Source organism: Agrococcus phoenicis (assembly GCF_047302415.1).
Lineage (GTDB): Bacteria > Actinomycetota > Actinomycetes > Actinomycetales > Microbacteriaceae > Agrococcus.
The window spans coordinates 2,348,559-2,361,221 of record NZ_CP154854.1; the positions used below are offsets into that span (position 1 = coordinate 2,348,559).

The window sequence follows — 12,663 nt, forward strand, 5'->3', positions numbered from 1 at the left end:
CACCGTGGAACGACGCATCCCCACCCTCGCCGACCTGCGAGCGAACCTGAACTTCCGCAGGCCCGGCAACCCGGCGGCCGCCCGGCTCGGGCTCGCGCAGACGATCTGGGACCTGCGGGCGATCGCCAAGGCGCGCACGCCCAAGGGCCCCTTCGACTACACCGACGGCGCCGCCGAGGGCGAGATCGGCATCGCGCGCGCCCGCCAGGCCTTCGAGGACGTCGAGCTGCACCCGGCGGTGCTCAAGGACGTGACGGATGTCTCGACGTCGTGGGACGTGCTGGGGGCGCCGAGCGCCTTCCCGCTCGCGATCGCGCCCACCGGCTTCACCCGCCTGATGCACGCGGAGGGCGAGCCGGCCGGCGCCCGCGCGGCCGCCGCCTACGGGATCCCCTTCACGCTCTCGACGCTCGGCACGACGTCGATCGAGCGGGTGCGAGAGGTCTCTCCGGACGGCCGGCTGTGGATGCAGCTCTACATGATGAAGGAGCGCGACCGCTCGCTGGAGCTCGTCGAGCGCGCCGCGGCGGCCGGCTACGACACGCTCATGATCACGGTCGACACGCCCGTCGCGGGCGCCCGGCACCGCGATGCGCGCAACGGCATGCAGTTCCCGCCGCAGCTGACGCTCTCGACGCTCGTCGACGCGGCGCCCAAGGTCGAGTGGTGGTGGAACTTCCTCACCACCGAGCCGGTCACGTTCGCGGCCATCTCCAAGTGGGACGGCACGGTGGGCGAGCTGCTCGACGCGATGTTCGACCCCTCCGTCGACTACGAGGCGCTCGCCGAGGTGCGCGCCGCCTGGCCGGGGAAGCTCGTCGTCAAGGGCGTGCAGTCGGTCGCCGACGCCCGCGCGCTCGCCGACCTGGGCGTCGACGCGATCACCCTGTCGAACCACGGCGGTCGCCAGCTCGACCGCGCTCCCGTGCCGTTCCGCCTGCTGCCGGAGGTGGCGCGCGAGGTCGGCGACGACCTCGAGATCCACCTGGACACCGGCATCATGTCGGGCACCGACATCGTGGCGGCGGTGGCGCTCGGCGCCCGCACCACCATGGTCGGCCGCGCCTACCTCTACGGGCTGATGGCCGGCGGCCGCCCCGGCGTCAACCGCGCGCTCGCCATCCTGACCGGCGAGGTGCAGCGCACCATGCGCCTGCTCGGCGTCTCCTCGCTCGAGGAGCTCGGCCCGCAGCACGTGACGCAGCTCGACCGGCTCGTGCCGCGCGCGGGCTGAGCAGGAATGCCGCGCGTTCCCGCGCGTTGCCCCTATTAGACGCACGACGACTTCGGAGGAGTGAGAGATGGCACGTTTCGACAGCAAGGTCGCACTGGTCACGGGCGGCGGTTCCGGCATCGGCGAGGCGATCGCCAAGCGGCTCGCCTCCGAGGGCGCCAGCGTGGTCGTCACCGACATCAGGCTCGAGGCCGCGCAGCGCGTGGTGGATGAGATCGCGGCGGCAGGCGGCACCGCAGCGCCCGTCGAGGCCGACTCGTCGAAGCCCGCCGACGCCCAGAAGGTCGTCGCCTTCGCGCGCGAGACCTACGGCGCCCTCCACTACGCCGTGAACAACGCCGGCATCGGCGGCGCCCCGCACCGCACGGCCGACGTGCCGGTCGACGAGTGGGATGCGGTGGTCGCCGTGAACCTCAACGGCGTCATGTACGGCATGCGCGAGCAGATCAGCGCCATGCTCGACGCTCCGCGGGAGTCGGCGATCGTGAACATCGCCTCCATCCACGGCATGGTCGCGGCCCCGCGCAGCAGCGCCTACACGGCCACCAAGCACGGCGTCGTCGGCCTCACGAAGAACGCGGCCGTCGAGTACGGCCCGGAGGGCCTGCGCATCAACGCCATCGGCCCCGGCTACATCCTCACCCCGCTGCTCGAGCAGAACCTCGACCAGGAGGCGCGCGACGCGATGGCTGCGAAGCAGGCGCTCGGCCGCCTCGGGACGCCCGAGGAGATCGCGGCCGTCGTCGCCTTCCTGCTGTCGGACGACGCCTCGTTCGTCACCGGCAGCTACATGGTCGTGGACGGCGGCTACACGGCGGTCTGAGCGCCGGAGGGCGCTCGGTCGGTAGGCTCGCGCCATGCCCGCAGACCGCGATGGCGTGCTGGTCGTCGGCTCGATCAACGCCGACGTCACCGCCTACTCCCGACGCCTCCCGCAGCCCGGCGAGACCTTCGCCGGGGACGCCTTCGAGCTGGGCCTCGGCGGCAAGGGCGCGAACCAGGCGGTCGCGGTGGCGAAGGCCGGCGCCCCCGCCCACATGGTCGGATGCGTCGGCGACGACGCCTTCGGCACCCTCGTGCTGTCAGCGCTCGAGGCGCACGGCGTGGGGCTCCGGCACGTGCAGCGGCTCGAGGGCGCGCACACCGGCATCGCCCACATCCGCGTCGCCGGCGGCGAGAACGACATCGTGATCGTCGCCGGCGCGAACGCGGCGCTCGAAGAGGCTCGGCTCGACGCGGCGTTCGCCGCCCTCGGCGACCGGGTGGCCGTGCTGCTCACGCAGCTCGAGACTCCGCTCGAGACCACCGTCGGCGCCGTCCGGCGCGCGCACGAGGCCGGCATCGCCGTGATCCTCGACCCGGCGCCGGCGCGCGCGCTGCCGGACGACCTGTGGCCCTTCGTCGACGTCATCAAGCCCAACGAGACCGAGGCTGCGCTGCTCACCGGCATCGCGGTCGACTCCCCCGAGTCGGCGGCGCGCGCCGGCCGCTGGTTCCTCGAGCGCGGCGCCCGGGCCGCGGTCGTCACGATGGCGGGCGCCGGCAGCGTGCTCGTCACCGCGGAGGGCGCGAGCGAGCACCCGCCGCTGCGGGTGGACGCGGTCGACTCGACCGCCGCGGGCGACGCCTTCGCCGGGCACCTCGCCGCATCCATCGCCGCCGGAGGCAGCCTCGTGGAGGCCGTGCAGCGCGCGACCGCGGCGGGCGCGGTGACCGTCACGCGCCGCGGTGCCTCCGCGAGCATCGCGAGCGCCGCAGAGGTCGACGAGCTGCTCGGCGGCTGACGGCGCTCAGGCGGCGGAGCGCGACCCCGCGCCCGCGCCGGAGGGCTGCACGCGCTCCCAGGGCGCCGGGATCGGGAAGTACGCCTCGAGGAACTCGGTGACGGCGCGGTTGCGCTCCTCGGCCGTGATCTCCGGTCGGCTGCCGTCGTTGAGGCAGAACATGTCCTGGTCGCGCTTGCGCAGCAGCCGATCCATCGCGGGCAGCGCCTTGCGCAGGGTCGTCTCGATGTACTGCACCTTCGCGACCGTCTGCTGCACCGCCCTCCCCGTCATGAGGGCGTAGTAGTGGTAGAGCGAGTTCGTGACCGAGATGTCGGTGGCGGAGCGGAACCGCGCGGCCGCGGTGCGGCGGAAGTCGTCGGGGAAGGTGGCCTCGAGCTCGCGCAGCACGCTGCGGCGCAGCGGCGCGGCGCAGTGCTCGAGGTGCCGCGTCGTGACGGCTCCGAAGCGCTCGCGCAGCAGGCTGCGGTTGAACCGCGCGGCGTTGTCGTGCCCGGAGCGGGCGGGATCGGTGTCGCCGAGCCCGATGCGCGTGGTCGCCTCGACGAACTTCGTCACCCCGCCGGGCGAGAAGAAGAGGTCGGGCTCGAGCGGTCGGGCGAAGAACATGTCGTCGTTGGAGTAGAGGAAGTGCTCGCTCAGCCCCTCGATGTGATGCAGCTGCGCCTCGACCGCGTGCGAGTTGTGCGTCGGGAGCACCGAGGGGTCGGCGAACATCTCCTCGGCCCGCACGAGGGTCACCTTCGGGTGGTCCGCGAGCCAGGCCGGCGCCGGCGAGTCGGTCGCGATGAAGATGCGGCGGATCCAGGGCGCGTACATGTGGATGGACCGGAGGGCGTACTTCAGCTCGTCGATCTGCCGGAAGCGCGCCTCGGAGTCGTCGCCCTCGCCGACGACGTGCTCGCGCATCCGCGCTGCGTACTGCCGCTGGAACTCGCTGCTCGAGCCATCCACCCACGAGAAGACGATGTCGATGTCGAACGTGACGTCGCTCGCGAGCGGCTCCCACATGTGCTGGATCGTCTGCCACTCGCGGCCGAAGCGCACGACCGTGTCACCGACGGCCTCGTGCCTCGGCATGGCGGCGCGCATCACCGCGTTCGGCAGCGGTGCGACGAGCGTCTCCTCGCCGAAGCGCCACAGCTCGAGCTGCAGCGCGGTCTCGGGCCCGTAGCGCAATCGGCCGGCAGGCTCGACGCGCGGCCGGTAGACGCGCATCGCCGACGCCTTCCTGTGCCCGGCGAGCTCGCCGTCGGCGAGCAGCACCGGACCTCGGCCAGCGGCCTTCTGCGGCGCGATCGCCTCGGCGTAGAAGGGCTCGGCCGCGAACGCGCTCGCGAGCGCAGCCGCGAGCTCGGCGCGGCGCGCGCGGTCGACGGCGATGATCGGCCTGCCGCGGTCGTCGCGCACCAGCAGGCACGGGATTCCCGCCTCGTCGAGGGCGGCGCCGATCGCCAGCAGATCCTCGACCATCGACTCGTGGGGCGTCATGTGCCCGTTCGCGAGCGCGTAGCGCCCCTTGCGCACGACGATGTCGGGCCGGTCGAAGCGGCTGAAGCCGCCTCCCGTCGACACGAGCACGGGCTCGTGAGCGTTCGAGACCAGCTGCGCCGGAGGCTCCAGGCGCGACGGCGCGAAGGCGCTGCGTCGGCTGTCGATGCCGTGCTCCCGAAGGTCGCTCACGTCTGGATCGGCTCCTGCCCGCTGGGTGTCTGACTCTGCCTCATGCTACTGGGCTCGTACCCCGGCGCCGTTCGACCTGCGTACACGCCGGGTTCACGCCGCGTTCGCGCGCGCCTGCTGGACTACGGTTCGAGCAGTGCCCGCCGCTGTGCATCACCGAGAGATCGGGAGAACACCACCGTGACCACGTTCGACGCCGAGCATCCCCGGCCGGATCACTTCCTCCTGCACATCTCCGACACGCACCTGCTCGCCGGCGGCGGCAGCCTCTACGACCGCGTGCCGAGCGAGGCGCACCTGCGCCGCCTCTTCACCGAGTTCGAGGCATCCGGCGCCCGGCCCGACGCGATCGTGTTCACGGGCGACCTCGCCGACCGCGGCGAGCCCGACGCCTACCGGCGGCTGCGCGCGATCGTCGACCCGGTCGCGGCAGAGCTCGGCTCCCGCGTCATCTGGGTGATGGGCAACCACGACGAGCGGCGCGCGTTCCGCACCCACCTGCTCGACGCGCCCGCCTCGGACGAGCCGATCGACGCCGTGACGGAGCTCGACGGCCTGCGCATCATCACCCTCGACTCGACCGTGCCGGGGCTGCACCACGGCCACGTCAGCGCCGAGCAGCGGGACTGGCTGCGCGCCGTGCTCGCCACCCCCGCGCCGCACGGCACGATCCTCGCGATGCACCACCCGCCGGTGCCGAGCGTGCTCGACCTCGCGGTCAGCGTCGAGCTGCGCGACCAGGCACCGCTCGCCGACGTGCTGGCGGGCACCGACGTGCGCTCGATCCTCGCCGGGCACCTGCACTACTCCTCGACCGCCACGTTCGCCGGCATCCCCGTCTCGGTCGCCTCCGCCACCTGCTACACGCAGGATCTGAACGTGCCGGTCGGCGGCACGCGCGGCCGCGACGGCGCGCGCGCCTTCAACCTCGTGCACGTCTACCCCGCGACCGTGCTGCACTCGGTGGTGCCGCTGGGCGAGACCCCGCCGCTCGACTGGATCGACGCCGACGAGTCGGCGCGGCGCCTGTCGGCCGCCGGCGTGCGGCTGCCGGGCATCGTGCCGCCGGGACTGGCCGAGGAGGCCGCCGAGGCGAGGGCCCACGAGCAGCAGCTCGTGGGCGCGCACCCGGGTCGCGGCTAGGCCAGCCGCGCCTCGAGCGTCACGTCCTCCCCGACCTGCACCTGCACATCGGCGATGCGGATGCCGGGGGGCAGCTCGGAGGCGAGGTCGATGCGGCGCCCGTCGTAGGCGGCGATCTTGCCGCGCACTGCGCCGAGCATCGCCGCGATCAGCGGGTTGCCGCTGTCCACCTGGATGCCCGAGAGGGTGACGCCCATCTGCTCGTCGATGTCGGCGTCGGCCGATCCCGTCACGTGCGCGCCGAGCAGGCCCTTGCGCACCTTGGCGTCGAAGGTGAGGCTCACCGCGCGCGGCCCCGCCTGCGCGACGTCGAGGTCGAAGCGCGAGACGGTGATGCCACGGTCGAGCAGCGCCGACTCCGCGAGCCCGAGCACGGCCTTGCCGAGCTGTTCCTTCGGCACCGCGACGCGCGCCCAGCCGTGCAGCGGATGCTGCGCGTCGGGCGGCGAGAGCTCGACGGCGACCTCGCGGTTGTCGGTCTCGAGCCAGCGGAAGGGCACGTCGGTGAGCTGGGCGTCGAGCCGCACGCGGGCGCCGGAGATCACCATCGGGTCGGCCTTGACGCGCAGCTCGCGCAGCACGGCCTCCTCGATCGAGACGGGAGCGCCCTGCGGCTCGAGCCGCGCGCGGTCGCGGTCGTGCTCGCCCGCGAGCTCGAAGTCGGTGAGGTCGAGGTGCAGGTGCGCGATGTCGGGACCGTCGAGCTCTGCGTCGATGAGCGAGGTGCAGGCGATGCCCGCCGGCTCCGCCGCGATCACGAGGGTGCGGATGCGCTTCTCGAGCTGGGATCCGGAGGTCGGCCTGGGCGCGTGCCCGAGGAGGATGCTTTCAGCCACCCCACGACCCTACGCGCATTCCGCTCGGTGTCCAGTCCTGCTCAGGCGCGCCCGGACCGCAGCGCCCACGCGGCGACGACGGCGAGCTGCACGATGCCCGCGACGATCGCGCCGAGGTCGCCCCATGGCGAGCCGAGCGCGATCGCGAGCGCCACCCCGACCGCGCCGACGACGGCCACCGACAGGCCGAGCCGCGTCAGCATCCGCTCGCGGAACGCGATCGCGAAGGGCACGAAGTGCGCACCGACGCAGACCGCGATCCAGGCGGGCGCCGCGTGCTCGGCGCCGAGCGCGGCGAGCAGCGCTCTGCCGCCCGCGATCGCAGCGAGCATCGCGACCACGGAGCCGAGGTAGATCGGCCAGGCGAGGCGGTGCGGCGCGCGGGGCGCGCCGAGCGGGCGCGGCCTGACGAACAGCCGCCAGGCGCAGAGCGCCGCGAGGGCGGCGGCGAGGATGCGCAGGAGCAGCAACCAGGGCTGCGCGATCGCCCCGTCGCCGTTCGAGAGCGCGAACACCAGCCCGCCGACGATGGCGATCGATGAGCCGAGGCGACGCGGATCCGCGCGATGCCGACCCTCGCGGAAGCGGTCGGCAGCGGTGCTCACGGGGACGACTCTCGCACATCGTCGCGCGCAGCCCCTGCCTGCCGCCGCTCGCGCGAGCGCTCGAGGATGCCGGTCGCGATCATCCACGCGGCGTAGGCGCCGAGCGCGACGACCGCGATCGGGATGACGATCGCGCGCACCTCGCCCGTGACGACCTGGGTGACCCAGCCGACCCAGGGGATGGCGTACCAGAGGGTGCCGCGCACCTGCACCTCGCGCACGAACCCCGGGTCCGGGCCCGGGTTGGCGTCGCCCTTCGTGAGGAAGCGGTAGCCGCCGTCGGCCGTGCGATGCTGCTCGAGCACCCGGTGGGTGACGACCGTAGCCTCGCCGCTGCGCAGCTGGTAGGTCATGATGCTGCCCGGTGCGATCTCCTCGACGGGCGTGGGGCGCACGACGATGAGCGTCCCGGGTGGGAGCTCGGGCTCCATCGACGACGTCTGCACGGTGAGCGCCGTCGACCCGGTGACGGCCGGCACCGCGATCGCAGCGATGCCGATCAGGATCACGACCGCCAGCACACCGGCCATGACGCCGGTGCCGAGCGCCCTGATGGCGCCGAGGAGCGGATGCGTGCCCCCGCGCCGACGGTGCCGCCCCCGGCGGGCCGGCGGGGCGCCGGGCTCGGTCACCGCTGGCTCGCTCGCGACGCCGGCTCGGGGCGGCGCCGCGCGAGCAGCAGGCCGAGCAGTCCGCCGGCCGCGAGCGCGGCGCCGAGGAGCACGGCGCCGATCGTCGGCGCGCCGCCCGTCTGCGGCAGCTCGACGTCGCCCGGCGCACCGCCGGCCTGGGAGCAGCCGCTCAGGTCGTGGCCCGCGCGCGCATCGGCGAGCGCCGCCTGCAGCCCGAAGGCGACGCTGCCGAGGGCGCCCTCGCGGCCGTCGTCGCTGGGATCCGAGCCGAGCGCCGGGTCGACGAGCATCGCGACGTCGAGCTGCAGCTCCTCGCCGGGGCCGAGCGCGAGGTCGCCTCGCACGGTCGAGCAGCGGTCGGCGCCGAGCGCATCGCCGACGCTGAGGCGCCCGAGCTCGCCGTCGTCGGCGCTCGAGAAGACGAGCTCGGTCGCGATGGCGAGGTCGCGGTCGTCGGCGCTGACGTCGACGAGGTCGATGCGCAGCACGCCGGGCTCGGCGGTGTCGTTGCGCAGCCACACCCGGTCGGTCACGGCATCGCCGGGCACGACGCGGCCGGCGTCGCCGAAGAGCGCGAGGTCGCCGCCATGGGCGAAGCGCTCGCCGTCGTGCGAGACGAGCAGCAGCGCCGGCGCGTCGCCCGGGGCTGCCGGGGCAGCGCTCGCGGGTGTGACGCCGACCACGGCGAGGCCCGCGCCGAGCGCGGCCGCGACGGCGACGCGCCTGACACCGCGGGCGCTCATCCCGTGCCCGACACTGCGGAGACCACGTTGCTGCTCGAGCGGTTGAGGACGAACGCGTAGGCGACGGTGCCGTCGGCGTACCGCAGGCGCAGGCTGCTGGTGCCGGTGGGGAGGTTGGCCGGCGCGATCGTGATCATCGTCGGGTAGGCGGCCGGCTGCGCGAACGCGACGCCCTGCCAGGTGCCGGGAGCCGATTCGCGCTCGAGGATGAGGTCTGCGCGGTTCGCTCCCACCGTGAGCGCGGCGTTCGAGCCGATCCCGATGAGCCCCGGGTTCCAGGTGAAGCCGAGGGGCTGCAGCTGGGGCGAGAGCACCGCCGCCGCGGCGTCCGTGCAGTCGACCGTGGTGCGCGCCGTGCCGCTGCTCGTCGTCGGCAGCGAGAGGCACCGCCCGTCGACGGCGGAGACGAGCTGCACTGTCGACGCCGAGACGCGCTGCACGTGCCACTGCTGGGCGGCACCGGCGGCCGCGGCCGCGATGCTCTGGCGGCCGGTGCCGTCGACCGCGAGGCGCGTGCCGGTCTGGTGGCGGGGGCGCAGGGTGACGAGGGTGCGGTCGGCTTCGCTGACGGGGATGACCTGCCAGAGCTGGTTGCCCTGGGGCGCGCCGTTGGCCTGGGTGCAGGTCCAGCCGATCGCGAGCGAGCCCGCGCCGCCGCCGCCGCTGACGTCGAGGCACACGCCGGTGCTCGCGGCGCTGCGGATGGTGTGCCAGCGGGATCCGACGGTCGGCGCGAGCCCCGCGTCGAGGGGGTAGATCGCCTGCGTCCTGTGGGTCGCGGTGACCCCGGCGGCTGCGGCGGTCCAGCCCGTCCCCGTGCCGACGAGCGAGACGCTGAGGATCGCGGGCACCGAGATCGCCCCGGTCGTCGACGCGAGGGCGTTGCGCTGCGCGAGGGGGAGGGTGGTGCGCACGCAGAGGACCTGGGAGGCGCCGGCGGCGAGCGCAGTGCCCGCGACGGTGGTGGCGGCCCAGGTGCCGGTGGCCGCCGTGGTCGGCACGGCGGTCGCCGGCGTGCAGGCCGCCGTCGACGCGACGGGCCAGATGCGCAGCGCCAGCTGCGGTGCACGGGCGTCGGCGGAGGTGATCGTCGAGGAGGCGACGCCCGCGACCGTGCCCGGGTTCGTGATCGTGAAGGAGCCCGTGGTCGTGAGGCTCGTGTGCGTGTTCGTGAAGGTCGCGCCGAGCGAGGGGAAGCTCGCCTGCGCGACGCGGACGGCCGGTGTCGTGACCTGCCCGGAACCCAGGGCACCCGCCGTCCAGGAGGCCGACGCGGCTCCGCCGCCGGCGAGCACGGCGAACGCGAGCGCGCCGACGGCGAACGCCGTCAGGCCCTTCCGCGTCCGCCGCATGTCAGCTCGCCTCCTGCGTCGCCGTGATGTTCATGGTGAACCCGATGCCCTGCCCGCTCTGCGCCACCGGCGTGCCCGGGTTCAGCCGCACCTCCAGGCAGAACGTGCGCTGCGCTCCCGCCTCGATGCGGCCCAGGCTCGGCGCCGCGTAGCCGTTCAGCGCCGCCAGCGGGCCGCTGAGCCCGGGCGCGCACGCGGCGGCCGAGGTCACCGGGGTGATCCGCACCTGCGCGTTGGCGGTGATCTCCTGCGCCGTCGTCGCCGAGACGCTCGCCGAGAGCCTCGACGGGACGTCGCCGATGCTCGTCACCGTGAAGGCGCGCGCGACCGGGGTCGCGGGGGTGACCGGCAGCGTGCCGAGCGCGGCCGCGGCCTGGCCGTCGACCCGGAGGTCGAGCGTGCCGGCCGTGACGGTCGCGCCCGCGGTCTCGGCGCGCGCCGAGAGCAGGGCGTAGGTGCCGCCGGCCCCGGCGATCCCGAGCACTGTCGCACCGGTCAGGATGAGACCGGTGACCGCTGCCGAGCGGAAGCGGCTGCCCCTGCGGACCCGCGACCGCGTGTGGGCGGCGCGGCGCGGCGCGTGCTGCGGGGCTGCGTGCATCGGTGCATCGGTGCGGCGGCCTGCGCTCGCGCGCCGACCGCCGCCCGCGATCACGGGGTGGTGCCGTCGACCTGCGTGACGGTGACGGCGAACTCGGAGAGGTTCACCGCGCCGTTCTTCGCCGGGTTGTCGAGCGCGGGCGACGCCGCGTCGCCGAAGGCCCAGTCGAGGTCGACGTCGATCGTGACGTCGTAGGTGCCCTCGGTGTTGCTGCGGTGCTCGATCGTCGCGGTCTCGCCCGCGACGCCGTTGATCGTGAAGGTCGCTGTCTGCGCGAGGCGCGACGCGAGCGCGACGTCCTCCGCGTCCGTCGAGGCGGCGGTGATGGCGCCCGGTGCGACGCCGGCCTCGACGACGAGGTTCTGGCCGAGCGCCGTGATCACGTAGTCGGCGCTGAAGGTCAGCTGGTCGCCCGGCACGATGCGCACGGCGCTGATGTCGGCCACCGCGGTCGCGGTGCCGTCGGTGTGGGTGATGGTCCACGCGGGCGCCGAGGCCTGCGTCAGCGCGAGGTCACCGGCGGTGATGACCGCGGTCTCGCTGACGTCGACGGTGTCGTTCCAGTAGGCGAGCGTGCCGCCCGCGCCGAGCAGGAGGGCCACCGCCGCGCCTGCGGCGATCGTGCCCTTGGTGATCTTCTTCATGGTTCGCCCCTTGCGAGTCCGGTGTGGATCGATCTCCCAGACGCGCGACGATCCTCCCTCTTCGGGAACGGAATCTCTGCGGCGGCGGCAAATCAACGAGTTCAGCAAGAATCCTACTCGACGGAGGGCGTCGCGTCGAGGGTGGATCCGACTCGGACCTACCGCGCGAGGGCCGCCTCGAACTCGCGCACGAGCATGTCGAGGTCGTCCTCGTCGATCACGATCGGCGGCGCCAGGCGCACGGTCTGGCCGTGCGTGTCCTTGGCGAGGATCCCGCGCTCGAGCAGGCGCAGGCACACGTCGCGCGCCGTGCCGACGGCAGGATCGATGTCAATGCCGGCCCACAGTCCCGCGCCCCGCACCGCGGTGACCCCGTGCCCGATCAGCGCGCCGAGACCCTCCTGCAGCCGGGCTCCCAGCTCGCGAGCGCGAGCCTGCACGGCGCCCTCCTGCAGCATCCGCACCACCTCGAGGCCGACGGCCGCCGCCAGCGGGTTGCCGCCGAAGGTCGAGCCGTGCGAGCCGGGGGTGAGCACGCCGAGCACGTCGCTGTTCGCGACGACGGCCGACACCGGCACGACACCGCCGCCGAGCGCCTTGCCCAGCAGGTACACGTCGGGGACGACGCCCTCGTTGTCGCACTGGAAGGTCGCACCCGTGCGCCCCAGACCCGACTGGATCTCGTCGGCGATCATGAGCACGCGCTCCCTCGCCGTGATCTCGCGCACCGCCTGCAGGTAGCCGGCGGGCGGCACGATGATGCCGGCCTCGCCCTGGATGGGCTCGAGCAGCACCGCCGCCGTGCGCGGTCCGATCGCCGCCTCGAGCGCCGCGACGTCGCCGAACGGCACCCGCACGAAGCCGGGCGTGAACGGGCCGTAGCCGGTCGTCGCGTCGGGGTCGTCGGAGAACGAGACGATCGTCGTCGTGCGGCCGTGGAAGTTGCCCTCCATCACGATGATCTCGGCGCGCCCGGCCTCGACGCCCTTGACCTGGTAGGCCCAGCGGCGCGCGACCTTGATGGCCGACTCCACCGCCTCGGCGCCGGTGTTCATCGGCAGCACCATCTCCTTGCCGGCGAGCGCGGCGAGTGCCTCGACGAAGGGCCCGAGCGCGGCCGAGTGGAAGGCGCGGCTCGTGAGGGTGACGCGGTCGAGCTGCGCATGCGCCGCGGCCAGCAGGCGCGGGTTGCCGTGCCCGAAGTTCATGGAGGAGTAGGCGGCGAGGCAGTCGAGGTAGCGACGGCCGTCGACGTCGGTGACCCAGGCGCCCTCCGCGTGCTCCACCACCACCGGCAGCGGGTGGTAGTTGTGGGCGGCGTGGGCCTCGACCTGGTCGATGGCCGCCTGCGTCGTCGGGCTCAGCGCTTCCGTCGCGTGCTGCATGGTCGCCTCCGTGGTCGCGTC

General features: G+C 74.0%; 13 protein-coding genes. 4 read left to right on the forward strand and 9 right to left on the reverse strand.

Annotation, left to right across the window (positions count from 1 at the left end):
* The first annotated feature begins 4 nt into the window (after positions 1-4).
* The 3 genes from AA0Z99_RS11220 to rbsK all read left to right on the forward strand — a co-directional run bounded on the left by AA0Z99_RS11220 (position 5) and on the right by rbsK (position 3,018).
* Positions 5-1,234 (forward strand): alpha-hydroxy-acid oxidizing protein, encoded by a 1,230-nt coding sequence (locus AA0Z99_RS11220; RefSeq protein WP_413317381.1) that lies wholly within the window; start codon positions 5-7, stop codon positions 1,232-1,234.
* A 67-nt stretch (positions 1,235-1,301) separates the two neighbouring features.
* Positions 1,302-2,057, forward strand: coding sequence for an SDR family NAD(P)-dependent oxidoreductase (locus AA0Z99_RS11225; RefSeq protein ID WP_413317383.1), 756 nt, complete (start codon positions 1,302-1,304; stop codon positions 2,055-2,057).
* Positions 2,058-2,091: 34 nt separating this feature from the next.
* Positions 2,092-3,018: a ribokinase gene (gene rbsK / locus AA0Z99_RS11230; RefSeq protein WP_413317385.1), complete on the forward strand. Its 927-nt coding sequence runs from the start codon at positions 2,092-2,094 to the stop codon at positions 3,016-3,018.
* A gap of 6 nt (positions 3,019-3,024) precedes the next feature.
* On the opposite strand, the gene AA0Z99_RS11235 is transcribed toward rbsK, so the two are convergent.
* A complete protein-coding gene (locus AA0Z99_RS11235; RefSeq protein ID WP_413320848.1) occupies positions 3,025-4,599 on the reverse strand; it encodes a stealth family protein in 1,575 nt (524 codons plus the stop codon).
* Between the two features lie 282 nt (positions 4,600-4,881).
* Between AA0Z99_RS11235 and AA0Z99_RS11240 the strand changes: the two genes are divergently transcribed.
* A complete protein-coding gene (locus tag AA0Z99_RS11240) occupies positions 4,882-5,844 on the forward strand; it encodes a phosphodiesterase (RefSeq protein WP_413317387.1) in 963 nt (320 codons plus the stop codon).
* Here the strand turns inward: AA0Z99_RS11240 and AA0Z99_RS11245 are convergent.
* The 8 genes from AA0Z99_RS11245 to rocD form a co-directional block, all read right to left on the reverse strand.
* Positions 5,841-6,680, reverse strand: a complete 840-nt coding sequence (locus AA0Z99_RS11245; protein ID WP_413317389.1) for a hypothetical protein — start codon at positions 6,678-6,680, stop codon at positions 5,841-5,843. The genes AA0Z99_RS11240 and AA0Z99_RS11245 overlap by 4 nt on opposite strands.
* Before the next feature lie 41 nt (positions 6,681-6,721).
* On the reverse strand, positions 6,722-7,285 hold the full coding sequence (locus AA0Z99_RS11250; RefSeq protein ID WP_413317391.1) for a hypothetical protein: 564 nt from the start codon (positions 7,283-7,285) through the stop codon (positions 6,722-6,724).
* Complete coding sequence (locus AA0Z99_RS11255) at positions 7,282-7,917, reverse strand: signal peptidase I (protein ID WP_413317393.1); 636 nt, start codon at positions 7,915-7,917, stop codon at positions 7,282-7,284. Before AA0Z99_RS11255 ends, AA0Z99_RS11250 begins: the two co-directional genes overlap by 4 nt.
* On the reverse strand, positions 7,914-8,660 hold the full coding sequence (locus tag AA0Z99_RS11260; protein ID WP_413317395.1) for an LPXTG cell wall anchor domain-containing protein: 747 nt from the start codon (positions 8,658-8,660) through the stop codon (positions 7,914-7,916). The genes AA0Z99_RS11255 and AA0Z99_RS11260 overlap by 4 nt, the downstream gene beginning before the upstream one ends.
* Complete coding sequence (locus AA0Z99_RS11265; RefSeq protein WP_413317397.1) at positions 8,657-10,012, reverse strand: RICIN domain-containing protein; 1,356 nt, start codon at positions 10,010-10,012, stop codon at positions 8,657-8,659. The genes AA0Z99_RS11260 and AA0Z99_RS11265 overlap by 4 nt, the downstream gene beginning before the upstream one ends.
* A gap of 1 nt (position 10,013) precedes the next feature.
* Positions 10,014-10,613, reverse strand: coding sequence for a hypothetical protein (locus AA0Z99_RS11270; protein WP_413317399.1), 600 nt, complete (start codon positions 10,611-10,613; stop codon positions 10,014-10,016).
* 50 nt (positions 10,614-10,663) lie between these two features.
* Positions 10,664-11,257, reverse strand: coding sequence for an alternate-type signal peptide domain-containing protein (locus tag AA0Z99_RS11275; RefSeq protein WP_413317401.1), 594 nt, complete (start codon positions 11,255-11,257; stop codon positions 10,664-10,666).
* Between the two features lie 158 nt (positions 11,258-11,415).
* Positions 11,416-12,642: an ornithine--oxo-acid transaminase gene (gene rocD, locus AA0Z99_RS11280; RefSeq protein WP_413317403.1), complete on the reverse strand. Its 1,227-nt coding sequence runs from the start codon at positions 12,640-12,642 to the stop codon at positions 11,416-11,418.
* Positions 12,643-12,663: the final 21 nt, after the last annotated feature.